Source organism: Acinetobacter sp. UBA6571, from assembly GCF_002434085.1.
GTDB lineage: Bacteria > Pseudomonadota > Gammaproteobacteria > Pseudomonadales > Moraxellaceae > Acinetobacter > Acinetobacter radioresistens.
Genome location: NZ_DJJJ01000061.1, coordinates 1 through 21,159, shown reverse-complemented (window position 1 = coordinate 21,159; position 21,159 = coordinate 1). Strand labels below are relative to the sequence as shown.

Genomic DNA, 21,159 nt, shown 5'->3' with positions numbered 1-21,159 from the left:
ACTTTCTATATTGCTCATATTATTTTATTAACCAAGTTATTCTGATTATCTTCTTTTACTAAAATATTGAATACAAATTTTTTATAAACTTTCTTATTAGCAGAAATTCCTCTATTAAAAAATTTTTGATGTGAGCAAAAACAGAACTCATATTTTTACCATACAAAATAAGCCAGTTATCTTAAATATAAAATAGTGCTTTTAACTTTTTTATTCTTGCCTTAAGTTTAAATTGTTAGACAATGTCATTGTCTTAGTAAGCTATTGCTTTATATTGCTATAGACACGGCGTACAACAACAATAAATGGTAGATCATAATGGAATTAGAACTATTAGGTGAGCTATTTGGTGTAGAAATCCACCGACCTCTGCAAAGAGAAGAAATAAGAAAAGCGCTTATAGCCCGAAACGAACTAAGAGATCAATTAAAACAGGAGAAAAATCTTAGTAGCGACCATATTACATTGCAACTTAACGACAAGATTCATGTATTTGCCTACAGACTCGAAGAGAGTGAATCAGAACAATTTTATAATTATTTAAGTGAAGAATGTAAAAAACTAAAGCCCGAACAATATGAGCAGAGTCTTATCTCTACCTCTAATAATACACTTAAAACAGAAATCTCTCCCCTCTCTAGTGAAACTATGGAAGAGAAACAACCCATGATATGGAAATTTTTACCTTGGGTACTCGGAGTGATTTTTTTATTATTACTTTTCTCATTATTCACTTTTAGGTGATATACCTTTATATAGTGAAAGAGATAAGTTTAACTACCAAACAATCTAAGAGAATAAAAATAAAATATTATAAGATTAAAAATTTCTTGCTAAAGCTATTGATCTTTAGATTTTGAATAAGTTTACTTTAAAAATATTATTTATAAATAACTGCTTATGGGTTTATTATAGATATATGAACTTAAAATAAAGCACAGTTTATAACACTAAAAAAGCTCCCACTTATGGGAGCTTTTTTAAAGAAATCACTTACTGAGCATAAACCGGGAATTTAGCGCAAACCGCTTCCACTTTCGCTTTTACATCAGCAATAACATTTTCATCGCCTTTGCTATCTAAAATGTCAGCCATCCAGCCAGCGAGTTCACGCACTTCAGCTTCACCGAAACCACGAGTAGTGACTGCTGGTGTACCTACACGGATACCCGAGGTAACAAATGGAGAACGTGGATCATTTGGCACGGAATTCTTATTCACAGTAATGTGGGCTGCGCCTAACCATGCATCTGCATCTTTACCTGTAATATCCTGTTTAATGAGTGATAACAGGAATAGATGGTTAGATGTACCGCCAGAAACGACATCATAACCACGCTCAATAAACACTTGCGCCATGGTTTGAGCATTTTTAACCACTTGTTGCTGATAGGTTTTAAACTCATCAGACATAGCTTCTTTAAAGCAGATTGCTTTGGCCGCAATCGCATGCATTAATGGACCGCCTTGGTTACCTGGGAATACAGCAGACTGAAGTTTTTTCTCAATCTCTTCATTCGCTTTTGCCAGAATCAGACCAGAACGTGGGCCGCGCAAAGTTTTATGGGTAGTGGTTGTGGTTACATCAGCAATTTGAACCGGGTTCGGGTATACACCTGCTGCCACCAGACCTGCAACGTGGGCCATATCAACAAACAGATAAGCACCAACTTTATCAGCAATTTCACGGAAACGCTGCCAGTCAACGACCAGACTATATGCAGAGAAGCCTGCAACGATCATACGTGGCTTATGCTCTAAAGCCAGACGCTCAACTTCTTCATAGTCGATTTCGCCAGTTTCCGGGTTCAGGCCATATTGCACTGCATTATAGGTTTTACCGGAGAAGCTTACTTTTGCACCATGGGTTAAATGGCCACCATGAGCAAGACTCATACCTAAAACGGTATCGCCCGGATTCAGCAAAGCCAGGTAAACAGCAGAGTTTGCCTGTGAACCTGCATGGGGCTGAACGTTTGCATAGTCAGCACCAAAAAGTTCTTTAGCACGATCAATTGCCAATTGTTCAATAACATCAACATGCTCACAACCACCGTAGTAGCGTTTGCCTGGATAGCCTTCTGCATATTTGTTAGTGAGTTTTGAACCTTGCGCTTCCATAACCGCTGGAGAACAATAGTTTTCAGAAGCAATTAACTCGATGTGCGCTTCTTGGCGCTCACCTTCGGCAGCAATTGCCTGAGCTAATTCCGGATCAAATTCAGCAATAGAGATATTGGCAAACATTAGCGAGGTCCTATTAATTTAGGGCTTTTAAGCCGTGCTAAGATTGGCGCGTATTGTAACATGAAGTTTATTATTAAACAGAATGAACTTTACTCAGTTTTAAATAAAAATGGCTCATATTAAAAAACATGAGTCATCGCTTTAAATTCAGGTTATTGACTTGGCATTAGAGATTTTACATCCGAGATAATATTAGTAATATTCAACCCGTAAACGCTGCCATGATCCCATTTGGCAGTAAGAACGAAGTTCATTTCCACAAGGTTCACCGAGCCCTTCATAGTCAAGTGCTACCAGCATATAATCAGACTGAAGCAGGCCGTTAATCATATTTTTAATAACCGGATTTAGACTACTCCGGCTCGGTGCTTACTGATCAGCCAAACCCGTCGTGCCATGTGCCCATGCAACTAGCGGCTATCCTTTTGCTGGAGGTGTTCCCTCCGGGGTGAAAACTAACGCAGTAGCTTGTGTTCCTTTATTATTAATGCCAAGCATTTTATAAGTCATGACCACGCTTTCACCGGCAATAACCACATCTGTTTTGGTATAGGCTACAGGCGTAGCTAATACCGGGTTATCTATATTATTTACTGGAATGGAAGGAACAGGCGTACTGAAATTCTGGTTATCATTGTCATCACTATCATTACAGCCGTCAAACTGATACTTATTGCAAGTACAGTACAGGTCAATATATGTCTTTTCATTATTTTATATCCTTATTTTAAGTTATTATCATTCACTGATTTTTAGGGTGTTCTTTCTTCTTCATGACACCCGTTCCCAATTTCTATAAAAAATAGCAAGAAAATTGTTTAATTATTCTCATATATAAATTTTAGAAACCAGATTGAAGGATTTTTTTCTTCAAAATAAGGTGAATGAAAGTCAAATTATTCTAGAAGCGACGTAATTTGTGGCTCAACTTGATAAATGATGAGCTAAAAACCCTTCAATTAAAGCCCTGACAGGTTTTTAAATTGTCAGAATAGAAATAATAATGTTAGATTTTGACTTTCTCTTTTGTTCAGGCATATTTTTCAACATGCAGGCCATTATTCTCGATACTGAAACACATACACTCAATGGACTACCGATTGAAATTGCCTACGCGCCTGTCCAAATTGCTCAAGGCCGTTTGAGCCTAGACAAAAGTCAGTTATTTGACCAGCTCTACAGTATTGGTGAACAATCAATTTCTTATGCCGCGATGGCAGTACATCATATTCTAGAAACCGATATTGCTGGTCAGCCTCATTATAAGGACTTCAGTTTACCTTCCGAAACTGTCTATATTATCGGTCATAATATTGATTATGATATTCGTACCATTGAAAAATGTGGCATAGACACCTCAAATATTAAAGCTATTTGCACTCTGGCGCTGGCCCGCAAGGTTTGGCCCGATGCTGAGGCACATAACATCTCTGCACTGATTTATATGATCAGTAAAGGAAGTGATAAAGCAAGAGAATTACTCAAAGGTGCTCACCGTGCAGATGCCGATATTATTTTAACTGCAAATATACTCATGCATATTCTTTACCATCTAAATATTCAGAGTATTGAAGAACTTTATACTGCATCAGAAGACGCACGGATACCCCGTATTCTGAATTTTGGCAAACACCGTGGTACCGCAATTAAAGAATTACCTGGCGACTATGTAAACTGGCTGCTACGTCAAGAAGAGCTGGATCCTTATCTACGTAAGGCCCTAGAACAGACCCTAGTTTAGGTGCTGATATTTAAAAACTTATTCATCAAACTTTAATTTTTTTAATGTAGGGTTGCCTTGACTGATTAGGGGAAGTCGGGGCAATGTCTGATTATCAAAAAACACCATTAGGTATAGAAGTTTTAAAAAACAGATCAATTCATCTAAATGTACGCCAGAGACGTTTACTTATTCTGATTGGTACACCAGATTTTGATATACTTACGCCACAATTCAAGCAACGAATTGCAGAACCTGAGGTACTAGACCAGCTTTATAATATGGGACTGATCAGTTTTGAAGGTCAGCAAAAAGAAAAACTCATATCAGCAGACCAATTTGAAATAGAAACAGCCCCGATAATATTAATAAGTAATGACAGGCAAAATGAAATTATATATTCAGAGCGGTCCACTTCTAACGCTAAAATAAATGTTGAGCTCTTAGGGTTTCTAGCTATAAAAGAGTTAATGACGAGTCTGTTAAGACAATATTGTGGCTTAATGGCCAAACAGCTTATTGAACGTATTCAGCAAGCACACCACATTGAACACTTAAAACTTTGTCAGATGCAATGGCTGACGTATCTGCAAGAAAGCCGACTTCCACCATCAGAGCTTAACCGCGCCATGCAACAGATTAATCAGTCTATACAACATTTAAGACAGCATTGAAAATGACTTATTAAATCAGTCATTTTTACAGGTCAAAGATGACTGATTACCCTATATTCATTCCTTAGTTCGTAATTTTAAAATATATTTACAGACGATTTTTTAGTTTATTTTTTACTCTTACTTGCTGCTATCGAATAGCTCAAATTAGATTAACTCATGAAATAATACATCGAATATTTGTGAAAATAATAAATATGCCAATACCATCTATGATCTTGGTTGAGTAAGGTATCAAGACATCTTCATACAACACAGAATGCTATGATAACTTTTTCACCTAAGCTCCCTTATAAGATTTAAAATTCTCAAAAATAGGATTCTGGATATACGCTCGCTTCCCTGCATACCCTAAATAAAAAGATTCCGCATAATTTCTATCTAAAGCTAAAAATACTCGTGATATAACGTCATTTTCAGCATTAATAACATATTAATTTTTTTCAATATCTTAAGCAACTTATTTACTTTTAACTTAAAAATTAAAATTAACGATTGCACTATACAATAAAAAAATTATGCAAATTAAGCTGGATAAAATACAACCTAAATAATTTTTTAGAAGACTATCTACTCTAATATTATATTGAGATTTAAATTCGAATCCATAAGATGGAATTGCTTTTGAAAAGGTATAATTTGGATTTAGCTCCAATTTTTTACTATTTGAGTTTGTGACTTCTTCTAGAAAAAACCTGTAAAAGCGGGCTGCCTCTTCCCTTTCTAAGCGATGAGCAAATACATGGATCTGTCTGTCTAGCTGTAAATGAACTTCATAAAGTGATTTATACTTATCACGGACTAAATATTCTGCCAGAGCATTTTTTGCTTGTATTAAGGCTTTCACCTCAATACGTGAAATAGGTAAATAAATATTTACACCAAACAATTCACCTGCTAAGCCTTTTTGCATGAAGAATGCCCCTTTTTTCAGGAGGGCTATAATATCAATTAAATATAATACAAGACATAAAAAGTCTTAATTAGTTCTACTACTATGACCTGATGTAAAAACTTAGGGTTTAAAATTGAAAAAACCTCTGATTAAGAGGTTTAATTTATTAAAAAATTTTTGATCTGACAGAATCTCCTGCCAAGTCTCCGTAAAGGCAAAAAATCAGAGTCAATATCACTACAATTGCGATAAATGATAGCCATCTCAAGATTCTCATGACAGCTCCTCATAATTTTATGAGTTTCACTTTTATCAATACAGATATATTTTTAATAATACAATTACTGTGCCTTGTAATAGGTATCAAAGTATTACTTAAACTCTGTGATTCTAGTGGAATGGAAGAAATTTTCTATCTTTATAATCTAATTGTAGCCTGACAATATTCAGTCTTCAGATAATATTATATATAGAATATATGTAGTTTAGTGAGATACCTTGTGTTTTCTATCATACTGGTTATTATAGTTATTTTAGCTTTTTTATTTATTATACAACACTACTTTATAGATAGTCCCAACCTAAACACAGCAGAACAAATATTCTTAATTATTCTTTTTGCTGTGCTGGTTGCTATATTGCGTGGTTTTATTCTTCATAAGAAAAATTTTATATGATTGCATGGCAAAAATACCGTTATATATAGTATATAAGCCATCATTTCGGCTGTTCATAGTCATTCTTCTTAATAAGCCTTATCTAGCGAGGTTTATAGGATGTTATCGATTCTTATCATATATAAAAATGGTGCGCTCGGCGGGAATCGAACCCACGACCCCAGGCTTCGGAAACCTGTACTCTATCCAACTGAGCTACGAACGCGCGATGCACATCATAACAAAAAAATGAGCAAGGTAAAGTACATAAATGCAGATAAACACCACTGATGCTTACGCTTTAAGCAAATTTTAATCTCTAGCTTGCCGATTACCATTAATGTACTTGGTTTATTGAAGCAGATCGCTCAGAATATCTTTTCTATTCACCATGCGAGAAATTCATGACTGATGCATTGACGCTAAGGGATTTGTCCAAAACCTATCAAAATGGTTTTCAAGCTCTCAAAGGAATTAATCTGACTGTACCGGAAGGAGAGTTCTATGCACTTTTAGGGCCCAATGGTGCAGGCAAGTCTACAACGATCAGTATCATCAGCTCACTGGCTAAAAAAACCTCCGGAACTGTAGAAATCTTTGGCTACAATTTAGACATCCATCCTTCTGAGGCCAAACAATGCCTAGGAGTCGTGCCACAAGAGTTCAACTTCGGTCATTTTGAAAAAACCTTTGATATTCTGGTCACTCAAGCTGGCTATTACGGTATTCCTAAAAAGCTGGCAGAACAACGGGCAGAACAATATCTGGAAAAGCTTGGCCTTTGGGACAAGCGTCATGTTCAGGCCCGTATGCTTTCTGGTGGTATGAAACGCCGTCTCATGATTGCACGAGCCATGATGCATGAACCAAAGTTACTTATTCTGGATGAGCCCACTGCTGGGGTCGATATCGAACTGCGCCGTTCAATGTGGGATTTCCTGACAGAAATGAATGCCAAGGGTACCTCAATTATTCTGACAACCCATTATCTGGAAGAAGCCGAGATGCTCTGTCGCCGGATCGCGATTATTGATCGTGGCGTAATTAAAGAAGATACCACTATGAAGGATTTTCTTAATCAATTAAATGAGGAATCCTTCATTTTTGATCTGGCTGAACCTATTGAACCTTTGCATCTGAATATTATTGGCGTTAATTTTAATCTGATTGATCCAATGACTCTAGAAGTAACAATGGATAAAGCCCATTCTTTAAATGATCTGTTTCAGCTCATGCAGGCACAGAATATTCAGGTACGCAGTATGCGCAACAAATCGAACCGTCTCGAAGAGCTTTTCGTAAAAATGGTCGAAAAAAATCTGGATGGAGCGACAACATGAATCTAGGTCAATTACAAACTGCACTTGGAACTTTAGTTCGCAAAGAAATCCGACGTTTCATGCGGATCTGGCCCCAGACCTTGCTTCCACCTGCGATCACTATGAGCCTTTATTTTGTAATCTTTGGCAATCTGGTCGGTTCACGTATTGGAGAGATGGGCGGCGTAAGCTATATGCAGTTTATTGTCCCCGGCCTGATTATGATGGCGGTAATTACTAATAGTTATGCCAATGTATCCAGTAGTTTTTTTAGTGCCAAGTTTCAAAAAAGTATTGAAGAACTCATTATGAGTCCAATGCCTCTGCATTTGATTTTATGGGGCTATGTGATTGGCGGAGTATGTCGCGGTGTACTGGTTGGTATTATAGTGACAGCGATGAGTCTGTTTTTTACTGATCTGCATATCACTAACTGGTTTGTGACCATATTTACCGTGATTGTTACCTCCCTGCTCTTCTCTCTGGGCGGTTTTATCAATGCTGTTTATGCTAAATCTTTCGATGATATTTCAATTATCCCAACATTTGTATTAACACCACTTACCTACTTAGGGGGAGTGTTCTATGCGATCAGTTCATTAAGCCCATTTTGGCAGAACCTCTCTCTGATCAATCCGATCGTATATATGGTGAATGCTTTCCGTTTCGGAATTTTAGGCCATAGTGATGTAAACGTTTCAGTTTCTCTTGTGGTAGTTACATTATTCTGCGCAGTGTTTTATGGCATTGCATACTATCTATTGTCTCGTGGTTCAGGAATGCGTGAATGAGTGTAGAGCAGTCTTTATTGGGTAAAGACACCAGTTATCCAAACCAGTATCAACCTGATATTCTTTTTCCTATTGCACGCGCGCAGTCTCGCGCTGACTATGCCCATATAGAAGGTATTCAGCAAGGTAAAGACTGGTGGCATATTTTTGAAATTTCATGGTTAAACAGCCACGGTATACCACAAGTCGCTATTGGACGTATGAGCTTACCCGCTTCTTCGCCTCATCTTATTGAATCCAAATCTTTAAAACTCTACTTTAACAGCCTGAATTTTCATCGGTTTGAAACTCGGGCTATTTTCATAGAGATTGTAGAGAAAGATTTATCTCAGGCTGCAGGTGCAGCAGTAAAACTAGAGCTCTTTCAGGTGGATGCCCTTGAAATTAGTCAACCGCAGGGTATCTGCATTGATGATTTGACACCCCAGCAGTTGAAGAATCATCCGGATGCAGGTTTGCTGCAATATGCAGATGACCATGAAGAAGGAGAAATCCAGCTATATTCGCATCTGCTACGCAGTAACTGTCCAGTGACTGGCCAGCCAGATTGGGGAACGGTTTTTATTCGCTATCAAGGTAAAAAACCTTGTTATCGTAGTGTGTTAGCTTATATTATTTCTTACCGTCAACATAATGGCTTTCATGAACAATGTGTGGAGCAAATGTTTGCAGATATATGGCAACATTTACAGCCGGAAAAGTTGATGGTGTATGCAACTTATACACGACGTGGTGGGCTGGATATTAATCCATGTCGTGTATCAGATTTAACCTGGATGCCAAACCCGATCCGATTGGCGCGACAATAAAACGAAAAATACCGAGGTTTTAATCATGCCATTTTTTGGTTTTACCCCGTCTGAGTCTTTACTGAACAATCTTCAGACATCAGTTGAAAAAAAGAATTCAAAGGAGCCGCTTTATCCTCTTCGGGATAAAATCGCTTTACAAATCAATGATGAAATTATTGATGCTATTTTAACCGAACTGGTACGCCGTTTCCCTGCCAGTGACAAACGTGATACAGCAGAGAAACTTGCAGGTTATATTAAGTCAACTGTGGCTGTCTTATTGAAACAACTATTAAATAAAGCACCAAATGAAGTAGTTCAGCAGTCAATTGAATTCTCTGAACGTAGCATGTTTAAAGGTCCGGATAACCAATATAGAGTAGGTGAACCACTGGATGCCAGTCTGGTCACTAACCTTAAGCATAATTTTGCTGAAATTAAGGCGGGCAATAAAGTAGACCGTGCAGTGCTGGCCGAGCTTTATAAACAGTTCGGTGACGCAACCATCCGTCACTTTATGAGCGATTTCAACAAAACACTTGATCTGGGCATGATTAAACGTAAAGCTGCTAATATCGGAGCGGCAGCGGTCACTAAAGCAGTGCATATCGCTATCGACAAGCTTATCCCAAATCTGACTAAAGATGAGTTAATGGTACTTGCAGAATATCACGATACTTTATTCTTCCATTAATATTTAACTTATTCATCAGTTTATATTAAGACTGATCAGATAGTCTTGAGATTAAAATATCAGAATCGGAAACCTGGCTAATGCCAGGTTTTTTTATTGCAAAGTTTGCATAGCGATTGTCTTGTGCAAGCTTTGTGTTAGCATGCGGCATGCATTAATTTAGCCTGTTTTCAAACCTACATGTCTCCAAGCTCTCAATATAAATTCCTGCGTCAAGCTCCTCGTGATGGGCTGAGTACAGCCATGCAACCGTCTCGCTGGCAGCGGCTGCATATTGATCCGTGGTTATGCCTTTTTCTGTTTCTCAATGCCTTATTAGGCTTAACTGTACTATATAGTGCTTCTGCGCAAGATGTTGGTCTAGTTAGCAAGCAGGCCATGAGCTTCGGTATTGGCTTTATTGTCATGTTTACACTTGCCCAGATTCCGCCCAAGGTTTATCAGGCGTTTTCGCCATATTTTTATATCTTTGGTGTATTAGCGCTGTTATCAGTCATGATATTTGGCGAAGTGCGCATGGGTGCACAGCGCTGGATTGATATTCCTGGTTTTGGCAGTGTACAGCCCAGCGAGTTTATGAAGATTGGTATGCCAATGATGATTGCCTGGTTTTTATCACGCCATCCTCTTCCTCCAAGCTTTAAAAACGTCATTATTTCTCTGGTTCTTATTATTGTTCCATTTTTACTCATTGCAGAGCAGCCAGATTTAGGGACATCATTACTGATTCTTGCCAGCGGTCTCTTTGTCCTGTTTTTAAGTGGCCTCTCCTGGAAGCTCATTGGAGCTGCTATAGGCCTCATGTGCATGATTATTCCCCTAGCATGGCAGTTTCTTCTGCATGACTATCAGCGGCAACGTGTACTCACCTTGCTGAATCCGGAAGCAGACGCTTTAGGAACAGGCTGGAATATTATCCAATCTAAAACAGCAATTGGTTCAGGTGGATTTTTTGGTAAGGGCTTTTTACAAGGTACCCAGTCCCATTTACATTTTTTACCTGAAGGCCATACTGATTTTATTATTGCAGCTTATTCTGAAGAGTTTGGTTTAATTGGAGTTCTCATCCTTATTACTCTTTATTTTGCGATTATTTTCAGGGTATTACAGATCGGCCTCAACTGTTTTCATAATTATGGACGTCTTGTAGCCGGAACACTGGGTTTGTCATTTTTTGTTTATGTGTTTGTTAATGCCGGCATGGTCAGTGGTATTTTACCTGTAGTTGGCGTACCTCTACCTTTTATGAGTTATGGTGGTACCGCCATCATTACTTTAATGGCCACTTTTGGTTTGGTCATGTCTATTCATACGCATCGATAGTTGAGATTTAAGAGCCAATGATTAGTTTAAATATTTATAAAAAATTCAAGCAATTTAGTATAGGTTTGAGTGCTGCCGGTATTGTCGCTTTCTCTCAGGCAAATGATTTTATTACTCACCCTAATTATGAAGCATTTAAAACTAAAACTATGCAAAATTATGGTCTGACTGCACAGCAGGTAGACTGGGCCATGCAGGGCAGTAAAAATTTACCAAACATTGTTAACATCATGAATCGTCCTGGGGAAAGTAAACCTTGGTATGAATATAAAACTAATTTCATGTCAGCAGGTACAATTAACCGCGGAGTTACTTTTAAAAACCAGTATGCAGATGCTTTAAACCGGGCTGAACAGCAGTTTGGAGTCTCTAAGGCAGTGATTTTAGGTATTTTAGGAGTAGAGACTGGTTATGGTGCCAATAAAGGTTCCTTCGTCACGCGTGATGCACTAGCTACATTGGCCTTCGGTTATCCACGCCGCGCTGAATATTTTAGCGATGAATTAGGCGCTTTAATTGCCTGGACCTATAAAGAAGACTATCCAACCAGCAGCATTATTGGCTCATATGCAGGCGCAATTGGCTATCCGCAATTCATGCCGAGTAATATTACTAAACTGGGTATAGATTACGATGGCAACGGTCATATTGATCTCAGAAACTCAGCAGTAGACGCTATCGGTTCTATTGCTAACTACTTAGCTCATCATGGTTGGCAACGCGACCAGCCTATCGGTTTTGCTGCACGATACACCGGTTCAAATCCAGACAGTATTATTGCGACTGATCTTACCCAGCCTGTACCTTATGGAGTTTTGAAAAATAAAGGAATTAGCCCACTTAATCCTTTAGTAAAAATTGATGATCTGGATATGGTTAATATCATTCAACTTCAAGATTCATATGGTCCGGTTTACTATATTACCTACCCGAATTTTCAGGTTATTACTACCTATAATAAGAGCCGGATGTATGCCACTGCTGTATGGCAATTAGGGACAGAAGTAGCCGATCATTAAACCAAATATTTACCCATTATTTTAAAAGTCAACAATTATTTATAGATAAAAGGCTATTAATTCTACTTTTTAAATCAAATGTTACAATATTGATTATTTTTTAATCTATATTTGTGAGATTTTGTCCTTTTTGTAAATATTTCTCGTTAAAGACTAGACACTTTTGGTGACACATGAATATTATCCCCCATCGTCAAATGCAGTAACACAAACGAACATTTGGATACATGTGCTGGTTTACTGGAGTTTTATCAGCAAAGCAGCACTGATCTTTAGGAGTTTATGAATGCCCACTTCGCTAAAATATATACTTGCGTTAACTATCGGTCTGACCGTAACGCAGTCTCAAGCAGAAATGGTACAGGCTTCGTCATTGAGCAATGATAATGACAATTTAAATCTTGCAGCCCGTGTTTTAAACCGTGATGCACAAGGCTTTAACTCTCACTTTTCAAACCTTAACAGTCTTTCAATCACTGAGCGTACCGGTGATAAAATTCGCCGCCAGACTATTGCAGCGAAAATTGAAATCCCTGAAGAAGAACCTTCAGTGATTGAAAAATTGAATACCGTAGCGTCTAATACTGTTCGTAAGTTCAGCCAGACCGGCGTAGCATCTTGGTATGGACGTCAATTCCATGGCCGCAAGACTGCAAGCGGTGAAACATTTGATATGAATGCCATGACAGCAGCTCATCGCAGCCTGCCACTAAACTGTTATATTCGCGTAACCAACCGCTCTAATGGTAAAAGTGTAATTGTTAAAGTTAATGATCGTGGACCTTTCCATGGTAACCGTGTACTTGACTTGTCGTATGGCGCTGCCAAAAGTATTGGTGTAACTAATGCCGGTACGGCGAAAGTAAGTATTGAACGTGTAGATGGTCCTAACTCTTAAATCTGTCTTACTGCATAAGAAGATTAAAAGCCACAATTAGTGGCTTTTGTTTTTATAGTTTCTTCTAAACTTTACTAACTTCCATTTCTCTGCTTAAAACTCCTTCCAATTTTTAAAATACCTGGTTAGCAATTTTTATGGGTCTGTATCAAAAATAGCCTTATTTATCTTTAAATACTCCCCTGTCAGAAAACTTTGACGCATTCTGTCTTTTTGATTTATATTCTGTTTATATTTTAAGACTAATAAAAATCACACAAGGAGTGGATAATGAAGACAGTGGAAGAATGGTTTGAAGAATATTCTGAAAGCCACCAGAATAAAACCAATAAAGCGATTCACTGGATTTGTGTTCCAACTATCCTATTTTCAATTATCGGGATCATCGCACACTTCAGCACCCTGCTTGCGACTCTGCTCGTAGTTTTAACTATAATTTTCTATGCCCGTCTTGACTTGGTACTAGCTGTAGCAATGGCAGCGTTAATTCTGGTTATGGGTTGGCTTATTTATACCTTGCCATTAGGAATAGGCTTTTATATTGGAGTTTTTGTTCTGGCATGGATTGGCCAGTTTTATGGACATAAAGTTGAGGGTAAAAAGCCTTCTTTTTTAAAAGACCTCCAGTTTCTCCTGATTGGCCCCGTATGGTGCATGGATGCTTATTTAGGTAAATTCCTACCTAAGTGGAAAACACGGCATAGAGCGCTTACTAGCGCTTAATAAGCCATATCATCGTTTAAATTATTCGAAAACTGCATTCCAATTGGTTATTCCTTTACTTTAGCAAGCTAAACATAAAACCACTCAAGAATATTGAGTTTTATAAATACAAAAAAGCCCTCAAACTGAGGGCTTTTTTACGACCTGCTGATTCAATATTATTGAGCAGCAGCCTGAGCAGCAGCAACTTCTTCAGCGAAGCTCATTTCTGCTTTTTTCTCGATACCTTCACCCACTTCGAAACGTACGAATTGAGCTACAGTTGTACCAGTCACCTTAAGTACTTCAGCAACTTTCTTGTCGTTGTCAATTACGTACATTTGACGCTCAAGTACAACTTCATTCAGATATTTATCTACTGAACCAGATACCATTTTTTCAACGATATTGGCTGGTTTACCAGATTCGATTGCTTTTGCTTCAGCGATTTCTTTTTCTTTCGCTACAAGCTCAGCAGGAACCTGTTCAGCAGTTACAGCAACTGGATTGAATGCAGCAACGTGCATTGCAATACCTTTACCTGTATCAGCATCACCAGTGTAAGCTACAACAACACCAATTTTCAGACCGTGTTTATAAACTGCAAGGTTTTCACCTTCAACAATCGCAGCACGACGAACCTGAATGTTTTCACCAATTTTCTGAACAAGTGCAATACGTGCTTCTTCAACAGTAGCACCATCTTCAAGCTTGAGTTCAGCAATTTTAGCAACATCAGTTTCATTTGCAGCTAGCGCAGCAGCAGCAACTTTTGCAGAGAAGCCAGCAAAGTTTTCGTCTTTAGCAACAAAGTCAGTCTGACAGTTTACTTCTACAAGAATTGCCTTATTGCCTTCCTGAACAATCGTAATCGCGCCATCAGCTGCAATATTACCCGCTTTTTTAGCTGCTTTTGCTTGACCAGATTTACGAAGGTTATCAATCGCAAGTTCGATATCACCATCAGCTTCTGTTAAAGCTTTTTTACATTCCATCATTGCAAGGCCAGTACGGTCGCGCAATTCTTTAACCATGCTTGCAGTAACAGCAGTCATGTTAATCTCCTAAATTCGGTGGTAGAAAACAAATTCTTTTAGAACAGAAACGGCCCAGAGGATTCTCATGGGCCGCCTGCATACTTAACGCTTACTTTGCCACCATCACATGTCGCAAAAATGACAAGCTAGCGTCAAACGCATTAAGCCTCAGAAGCTGGAGCTTCTTCTGCTTTAGCTTGTGCATTTGCTTGTGATTGAGCGTATTCTTTACCAGCAATAATCGCGTCAGCCATAGCAGAAGCATAAAGAGTTACTGCGCGGATCGCGTCATCATTACCCGGAATAACGTAGTCTACGTTGTCTGGATTAGAGTTTGTATCTACGATACCGATTACAGGAATACCCAGGTTCTTAGCTTCTTTAATAGCAATTGCTTCGTGATCAACATCGATTACGAATAATGCGTCAGGTAAGCCACCCATGTTTTTCACGCCGCCCAAAGAACGCTCAAGTTTTTCCATCTCACGTGCACGCTCAAGAGCTTCACGTTTAGTCAGCTTAGCAAAAGTACCGTCCTGAGACTGAGTTTGAAGATCTTTCAAACGGTTGATTGATTGACGAAGAGTTTTCCAATTCGTCAACATACCACCTAACCAGCGATGATCTACATATGGTTGACCAGCGCGTTGAGCTTGTTCACGGATGATGTTAGAAGCAGCACGTTTAGTACCAACGAACAAAACTTTATTCTTTTTACTTGCTAACTGGTTAGCAAAGTTCAAAGCATCATTTAGCGCAGGAACAGTATGCTCAAGGTTGATGATGTGAATTTTGTTACGCGCGCCAAAGATATATTGACGCATTTTTGGGTTCCAGAAACGAGTTTGGTGACCAAAGTGTGCGCCAGCTGTAAGAAGGTCGCGCATGCTTACGTTGTAATCTGCCATTTTCTTTACCTTAAAGTTTGGGTTAGGCCTCCATATGTCCGCATTCTCCACCCCGCAGGGCACCCAGAGCAATGTGACGACATATGTGCGGATTTTTCCGTTTTTAAACGGTTTTCATGTATCTAGAGATCACAAAAAACCATTTGATAAAACGGGCGGCTATTTATACCATAGACACTTACAAATTACCAAAAGTTTTTAGTGATCATGAACAGTACTTATTCAGCTCCTGCCCGTTTAATAAAAACCCCTGAAGAGATTGAAAAAATGCGTATTGCGGGGCGTTTGGCGGCAGAAGTACTCGATATGATTAAGCCCTATATTAAACCTGGAGTCAGCACATTAGAACTAGACACGATTTGTCATGATTATATAGTGAATGTGCAACAGGCCATCCCTGCCTGTTTAGGTTATGGGGCTGCGCCAGGGCGCGCAGCGTTTCAACATACAATCTGTACTTCAGTAAACCACGTGGTATGTCATGGTATTCCCTCAGAAGCTAAAATTCTCAAGAAGGGTGATATCCTCAATATCGATGTAACTGTTATTAAAGATGGTTATCATGGCGATACTAACATGATGTATATCGTAGGTGGCGAAACCTCTATTCTTGCAAATCGCCTGTGTAAAGTTGCTCAGGAAGCAATGTATCGTGGGATGGAAACAGTTAAGGCAGGGTCATATGTGGGTGATATTGGCTATGCAATTCAAAAATATGTAGAGTCCGAGCGCTTTAGTGTAGTACGGGAATATTGCGGTCATGGTATCGGCACAGTATTTCATGATGAGCCACAAATCTTGCATTATGGCCAGAAGAGTACTGGCATGCGTTTGGAAGCCGGTATGACTTTTACCATTGAACCCATGGTAAATGCCGGAGTATGGCAGACTAAACTATTAGGAGATAAATGGACAGTGGTTACTAAGGATCATAAACTTTCTGCTCAATATGAACATACAATTTTAGTAACTGAAACAGGCATTGAAGTTTTAACAGCACGCTCGGAAGAAGATCTTTCTCGCTTTCAACGTTAATTAAAATTTATTAAAAAGGCTACTTCTTAGGTAGCCTTTTATTTTAACTTAATATTCCATATTTTTTAAATATGAATAAAAATTGAATTTAGTGTTAATAAACATTACATAATTTTTAATTATTTCATTTTTCTATTAAATTTTAACTTAAAAACCACAATTCCCTACAAAAGCATGCATTAACCAAGCATTTAAAATACAGAGTAATTACTCTAATTTCCCGATACTGCACCTACCAACAAAAAAAATTAATGTCTTAAAGACATGGAGCTTGTCTAGATATGAAATATACTGCCCTAGCACTCACAACGAGTGTTCTGTTTGGTTTACCACAATTGTCTTTTGCTGAAAATAACTGGTTTGGTATGAAAGCAGATGGCTTTAAACGCTTCTCTGTTTCCGTCGGTGCTTTACATGTTATGCCTCAAGGTAAAGCACAACCCTTTAAAGTTAATACAGCTATTGCAAATAATACGAAAGCAAGAAATGGTACTATTCAAGTTGATACGGTTTTAAATAATCTAGATCCTAATGTTAGGCAACAAGCTTTAGCTGATACTTTAAATTTTTTAGGTTTCTTTTCTGGTGGTGAATTAGACTCCGCGATAAGTGGTAGCTCCGTTATTAATGGTCTGGAAGAGTGGAGTAATCCTGGAACTGGACTTGAAGCTGATGATGTAACTACCTTAGGAATCATATCTAATTACTTTTTCACAGATAATGTTTCTCTAGAAATTAAAGCAGGTATTCCTCCTAAAGTTGACTTACAAGGTAAAGGTAAAATTTATGCGCCGTTTTCAGCCATCGCCACTCCTCAGTTAGGGGGTTTACCATTAGAATTTTTAGATATTGCACTACAAAATGATATCTTTATTACAGATTTAGAAGCTTATGGCCCAGCTGCTTCGGCACGTGCTTGGACTCCAGCTTTTGAACTTCAGTATCATTTTGGCAAAACAGGTGTAAATAAGTTCCGTCCTTATGTAGGTGTAGGTCTTATGTATGCTTACTTTAATGAACTGGAAATTAATCCACGTACTGAACAGGACTTAATTGCTGCCGGACATATGATTGCAAATATTAAGCAAGGAAAGGCAGGCGCTGCCCTTGAAGGGACACCAAGTACAGCCAACCCAGAAGTAGAGGTAGAAGCCAGTGATGCTTTTGCCCCTGTCGCAACATTAGGCTTTACTTATGACTTTAATGATAAGTGGTTTGCAGTAGGTTCAGTTTCATATGCTCACTTAAAAAACGATACAACCATCACGGTGAGAGATGCTCAACTGGGTGAGCTGATTAAATCTAAAGCTGATATTGAGGTAAATCCGATCTTGGCATATGCAGGTGTAGGCTACCGTTTCTAAATTAATTTATATCGATAAAAGCAGGAATTTTTCCTGCTTTTTATTTTGAGCGCCTTACTATTTTCTGTAAGAATTTTATTTTTAAAATATTTATAACTTTAATTTATTCATACCAATTTTTTATTTCACTCTTTCTCTTGTCCGAATCGAATATTATAGTCTCGTGCGATCATTCCATGGACGTTATATGTCAACCACACAATTCTCCAAACCGCTTATATATATGCTCATTGCCAGTGCTTTCATTCTGGCTTTATCACTAGGGGTGCGGCATTCATTTGGTTTATATCTTGTACCAATGAGCCATGAGTTTGGATGGGGACATCATGTTTTTAGTCTGGCGATTGCCATGCAAAACTTGATCTGGGGAGCAGTTCAACCTTTTACAGGTGCCCTTGCAGATAAATATGGAAGTAAAATTGTTGTGGCCATTGGAGGTGCATTATACACCGCTGGCCTAGTTCTTATGGCTTTCAGCTCAACAGGCTTACTTCTTAATTTAAGTGTAGGCTTGATTTTAGGTTTTGCCTTGTCAGCTACTTCGTTTTCTGTACTCCTTTCAGCCGTTGGTCGGGCCGCTCCTCCAGAAAAACGCAGTATGGCCATGGGAATTGCCAGTGCGGCGGGTTCATTTGGCCAATTCATTATGTTGCCTGCTACTTTGCTGCTGCTTAAAAGTATAGGCTGGTCTGCTGCACTTATGGTCTGTGCTGTTCTAGTGGCTTTCATTATTCCGCTGGCATGGATGCTTAAGGCTCCCCATTACCAGCCGCCCAAAGTAATCAGTGAGGCTTTAAAGCCCGCTCTTACTTTTAAGCAAGTCTTACACATAGTTAGAAAACATCGACCCTTCTGGTGGCTGGCTCTTGGTTTTCTGGTCTGTGGTTTTCAGGTAGTCTTTCTGGGTGTACATCTGCCAGGTTATTTGATCGATCACGGCTTTGACGCCACGACCGGCACTATCTTTTTAGCCTTAGTTGGATTATTTAATATTATTGGAACCTACGGTGCCGGCTGGTTAGGTGATCGTTATTCTAAACCTAAGCTTTTAATGCTGCTATACGGTATTCGCGGTATTGCCATTATTGCATTTCTGGCTCTTCCCTTAACAACAATTAGTGTCTATATTTTTGGTATGGTCATGGGAATCTTGTGGTTATCTACAGTTCCACTGACTAATGGTATTGTTGCAAACATGTTCGGAGTAAAATACTTGAGCATGCTAAGTGGTATCGTGTTTTTCACCCATCAGATTGGTTCTTTTTTTGGTGGCTGGCTGGGTGGCGTCAATCATGATATTGCAGGTAATTACAATGCAGTATGGCTAACCGCAATTGTCTTAAGTGTGCTCGGAGTATTTGTACATTTCTTTGTTAATGAAGAGGCCGTAATTTATGACTAAATCGTTTGACAGCCTGAATATTATGATTGCTATTAGTATTGTACTTCTTTTTGTTCTGGCTTTTTATTTGTGGAGCAATACACCACAGCTTTTTGAATATTTTAATCAGGCTTTCTGTGCACATTGACTCACAGCAAGCATTTACTTAAAAGTTTTCAAGATTGAATATTATTAAATCGTCATAAACCTTTCATAGAACTGTCATTTAAAGATGGCTTAATCTGTAAAAAAATCTATAAAAACGCCCATCAGTTGATGGGCGTTTTTATATACAACATTTTAGAATAAACGGTTAAGACCATTTAATGCAGCTACACGATAAGCTTCCGCCATAGTCGGGTAGTTAAACGTTGTTTCTATAAAATACTTTAAAGTGTTGTTTGGACTTTGCATGACTGCCTGACCAATGTGAATAATTTCAGAAGCATTATTACCGAAACAGTGGACTCCCAAAAGTTCCAGAGTATCACGATGAAATAGAAGTTTTAGTTCACCGACAGTGTCACCAGTAATCTGTGCACGTGCCAGATGACGAAAAGAAGCCTGCCCTACTTCATAAGGAATTTTCTCTTCGGTGAGTTCTTGCTCAGTTTTGCCGAAGAAAGAAATTTCTGGAATGGTATAAATACCGGTTGGAATATCTTTTACCGGTTTTACATTGAGCTCACCACTCATATTGGCACCAGCACAACGCCCTTGGTCGTATGCTGCTGAAGCCAGTGATGGCCAGCCTACCACATCGCCCGCAGCATAAATATTTTCAACTTCAGTCTGGTACTGATCATTGACCGCAAGCTGTCCGCGGCTATTTGGTGTAAGGGCAACATTTTCCAGGCCGAGTCCATCCGTATTACCGGAACGGCCATTACACCATAAAATAGCATCTGCCTTGATTTTCTTGCCACTCTGCAGGTGCAATACCACGTGATCATCATAAGTTTCCAGATAATCAATCTGTTCATTATGACGGATCAGTACGCCTTGTTCACGCAAATGGTAAGATAATGCATCGGCAATTTCATCATCCAGATAACTGAGCAGTTTATGCTGTGTATTGATCAGGTCAACTTTATGATCCAGACCAATAAAAATAGAGGCATATTCACAACCAATTACACCAGCACCATAAATAATGATTTTTTGAATAGCAAAATCAAGATCCAGAATTTTATCTGAATCGAATACGCGTGGATGATTAAAATCGAGTCCAGCCGGATGATACGGGCGGCTACCTGTTGCGATCACCAGTTGTTTGAATACCAGCGTTTCCTTAATACCGTCATCGCTGAAGATTAAAACTGTATTTTTGTCCTGTATATAGGCACGTCCATGATAAATATCAATTTTATTACGGTCATAAAAGCGTGAATGGGTATCGACCTGTTGCTGAATCACTTTATGTGCATTGCGTAGCACTTGTTTCATGGTGAACTGTTTCCAGTCTCCCACTTTTTTAAACATCGGATCACGCTGATAACGGATAATACTCGATACAGTTTGACGTAAAGCTTTGCTTGGAATAGTACCGACATGCGTACAGTTACCACCGAGCTGCTCACGCATATCAACAATAGCTACACGCTTACCTGCTTTCGCCAGCTTCATTGCCGCGCCTTCGCCCGCAGGTCCAGAACCGAGAACTACCGCATCATATTTAACGAAATTCCCACTAACGACCTCTTTT

Annotated in this window: 21 protein-coding genes and 1 tRNA gene; 15 read left to right on the top strand and 7 right to left on the bottom strand. The window is 38.7% G+C overall.

Annotated elements, in window-relative coordinates:
* Positions 1-318: 318 nt before the first annotated feature.
* Positions 319-744, top strand: coding sequence for a hypothetical protein (locus B3X18_RS12760; protein WP_005026752.1), 426 nt, complete (start codon positions 319-321; stop codon positions 742-744).
* Between the two features lie 249 nt (positions 745-993).
* On the opposite strand, the gene glyA is transcribed toward B3X18_RS12760, so the two are convergent.
* Together glyA and B3X18_RS15270 are read right to left on the bottom strand one after the other, a co-directional pair.
* Positions 994-2,247, bottom strand: coding sequence for a serine hydroxymethyltransferase (gene glyA / locus B3X18_RS12755; protein WP_005019534.1), 1,254 nt, complete (start codon positions 2,245-2,247; stop codon positions 994-996).
* A 192-nt stretch (positions 2,248-2,439) separates the two neighbouring features.
* Positions 2,440-2,577: a hypothetical protein gene (locus tag B3X18_RS15270; RefSeq protein WP_010700292.1), complete on the bottom strand. Its 138-nt coding sequence runs from the start codon at positions 2,575-2,577 to the stop codon at positions 2,440-2,442.
* 718 nt (positions 2,578-3,295) lie between these two features.
* On the opposite strand from B3X18_RS15270, the gene B3X18_RS12745 reads away from it, so the two are divergent.
* Together B3X18_RS12745 and B3X18_RS12740 are read left to right on the top strand one after the other, a co-directional pair.
* A complete protein-coding gene (locus B3X18_RS12745; RefSeq protein WP_005026754.1) occupies positions 3,296-3,988 on the top strand; it encodes a DNA exonuclease in 693 nt (230 codons plus the stop codon).
* Positions 3,989-4,071: 83 nt separating this feature from the next.
* Positions 4,072-4,641 (top strand): hypothetical protein, encoded by a 570-nt coding sequence (locus B3X18_RS12740; protein WP_005026756.1) that lies wholly within the window; start codon positions 4,072-4,074, stop codon positions 4,639-4,641.
* A 475-nt stretch (positions 4,642-5,116) separates the two neighbouring features.
* On the opposite strand, the gene B3X18_RS12735 is transcribed toward B3X18_RS12740, so the two are convergent.
* Positions 5,117-5,554 carry a hypothetical protein gene (locus B3X18_RS12735; RefSeq protein ID WP_005026758.1) on the bottom strand — a complete coding sequence of 146 codons (438 nt, stop codon included), beginning with the start codon at positions 5,552-5,554 and terminating at the stop codon, positions 5,117-5,119.
* Positions 5,555-6,341: 787 nt separating this feature from the next.
* Positions 6,342-6,418: transfer RNA gene (locus B3X18_RS12730), tRNA-Arg, on the bottom strand.
* 178 nt (positions 6,419-6,596) lie between these two features.
* On the opposite strand from B3X18_RS12730, the gene B3X18_RS12725 reads away from it, so the two are divergent.
* The 8 genes from B3X18_RS12725 to B3X18_RS12690 all read left to right on the top strand — a co-directional run bounded on the left by B3X18_RS12725 (position 6,597) and on the right by B3X18_RS12690 (position 13,750).
* On the top strand, positions 6,597-7,532 hold the full coding sequence (locus tag B3X18_RS12725) for an ABC transporter ATP-binding protein (RefSeq protein ID WP_005026918.1): 936 nt from the start codon (positions 6,597-6,599) through the stop codon (positions 7,530-7,532).
* Entirely contained in the window at positions 7,529-8,302 is a 774-nt protein-coding gene (locus B3X18_RS12720; protein WP_005019450.1) for an ABC transporter permease, read from the top strand. The genes B3X18_RS12725 and B3X18_RS12720 overlap by 4 nt, the downstream gene beginning before the upstream one ends.
* Positions 8,299-9,111, top strand: coding sequence for an NADPH-dependent 7-cyano-7-deazaguanine reductase QueF (gene queF / locus B3X18_RS12715; RefSeq protein WP_005026922.1), 813 nt, complete (start codon positions 8,299-8,301; stop codon positions 9,109-9,111). Before B3X18_RS12720 ends, queF begins: the two co-directional genes overlap by 4 nt.
* Positions 9,112-9,136: 25 nt before the next feature.
* A complete protein-coding gene (locus tag B3X18_RS12710; RefSeq protein ID WP_005026924.1) occupies positions 9,137-9,787 on the top strand; it encodes a hypothetical protein in 651 nt (216 codons plus the stop codon).
* A 180-nt stretch (positions 9,788-9,967) separates the two neighbouring features.
* A complete protein-coding gene (gene rodA / locus B3X18_RS12705; protein WP_005019443.1) occupies positions 9,968-11,110 on the top strand; it encodes a rod shape-determining protein RodA in 1,143 nt (380 codons plus the stop codon).
* 17 nt (positions 11,111-11,127) lie between these two features.
* Entirely contained in the window at positions 11,128-12,129 is a 1,002-nt protein-coding gene (gene mltB, locus B3X18_RS12700; protein WP_034675480.1) for a lytic murein transglycosylase B, read from the top strand.
* 286 nt (positions 12,130-12,415) lie between these two features.
* The gene (locus B3X18_RS12695; protein ID WP_005019438.1) at positions 12,416-13,027 is read left to right on the top strand and encodes a septal ring lytic transglycosylase RlpA family protein; all 612 of its coding nucleotides are present in this window, start codon (positions 12,416-12,418) and stop codon (positions 13,025-13,027) included.
* A 270-nt stretch (positions 13,028-13,297) separates the two neighbouring features.
* Positions 13,298-13,750 carry a DUF962 domain-containing protein gene (locus B3X18_RS12690; RefSeq protein ID WP_005026930.1) on the top strand — a complete coding sequence of 151 codons (453 nt, stop codon included), beginning with the start codon at positions 13,298-13,300 and terminating at the stop codon, positions 13,748-13,750.
* Positions 13,751-13,908: 158 nt separating this feature from the next.
* Here the strand turns inward: B3X18_RS12690 and tsf are convergent, their stop codons facing one another.
* Positions 13,909-14,784: a translation elongation factor Ts gene (gene tsf, locus B3X18_RS12685; protein ID WP_005026932.1), complete on the bottom strand. Its 876-nt coding sequence runs from the start codon at positions 14,782-14,784 to the stop codon at positions 13,909-13,911.
* Between the two features lie 143 nt (positions 14,785-14,927).
* On the bottom strand, positions 14,928-15,674 hold the full coding sequence (gene rpsB, locus B3X18_RS12680; RefSeq protein WP_005019432.1) for a 30S ribosomal protein S2: 747 nt from the start codon (positions 15,672-15,674) through the stop codon (positions 14,928-14,930).
* 207 nt (positions 15,675-15,881) lie between these two features.
* Between rpsB and map the strand changes: the two genes are divergently transcribed.
* The 4 genes from map to B3X18_RS12660 all read left to right on the top strand — a co-directional run bounded on the left by map (position 15,882) and on the right by B3X18_RS12660 (position 19,602).
* Positions 15,882-16,709, top strand: coding sequence for a type I methionyl aminopeptidase (gene map, locus B3X18_RS12675; protein ID WP_005026935.1), 828 nt, complete (start codon positions 15,882-15,884; stop codon positions 16,707-16,709).
* Between the two features lie 281 nt (positions 16,710-16,990).
* On the top strand, positions 16,991-18,073 hold the full coding sequence (locus B3X18_RS12670; protein ID WP_026443939.1) for an OmpW/AlkL family protein: 1,083 nt from the start codon (positions 16,991-16,993) through the stop codon (positions 18,071-18,073).
* 187 nt (positions 18,074-18,260) lie between these two features.
* Entirely contained in the window at positions 18,261-19,475 is a 1,215-nt protein-coding gene (locus B3X18_RS12665; RefSeq protein ID WP_005026940.1) for an MFS transporter, read from the top strand.
* A complete protein-coding gene (locus B3X18_RS12660) occupies positions 19,468-19,602 on the top strand; it encodes a hypothetical protein (protein WP_005019426.1) in 135 nt (44 codons plus the stop codon). The genes B3X18_RS12665 and B3X18_RS12660 overlap by 8 nt, the downstream gene beginning before the upstream one ends.
* A gap of 152 nt (positions 19,603-19,754) precedes the next feature.
* Here the strand turns inward: B3X18_RS12660 and sthA are convergent.
* Positions 19,755-21,159, bottom strand: a 1,405-nt coding sequence (sthA, locus tag B3X18_RS12655; RefSeq protein WP_286935701.1) for a Si-specific NAD(P)(+) transhydrogenase, incomplete at its 5' end; no start/stop codon positions are given.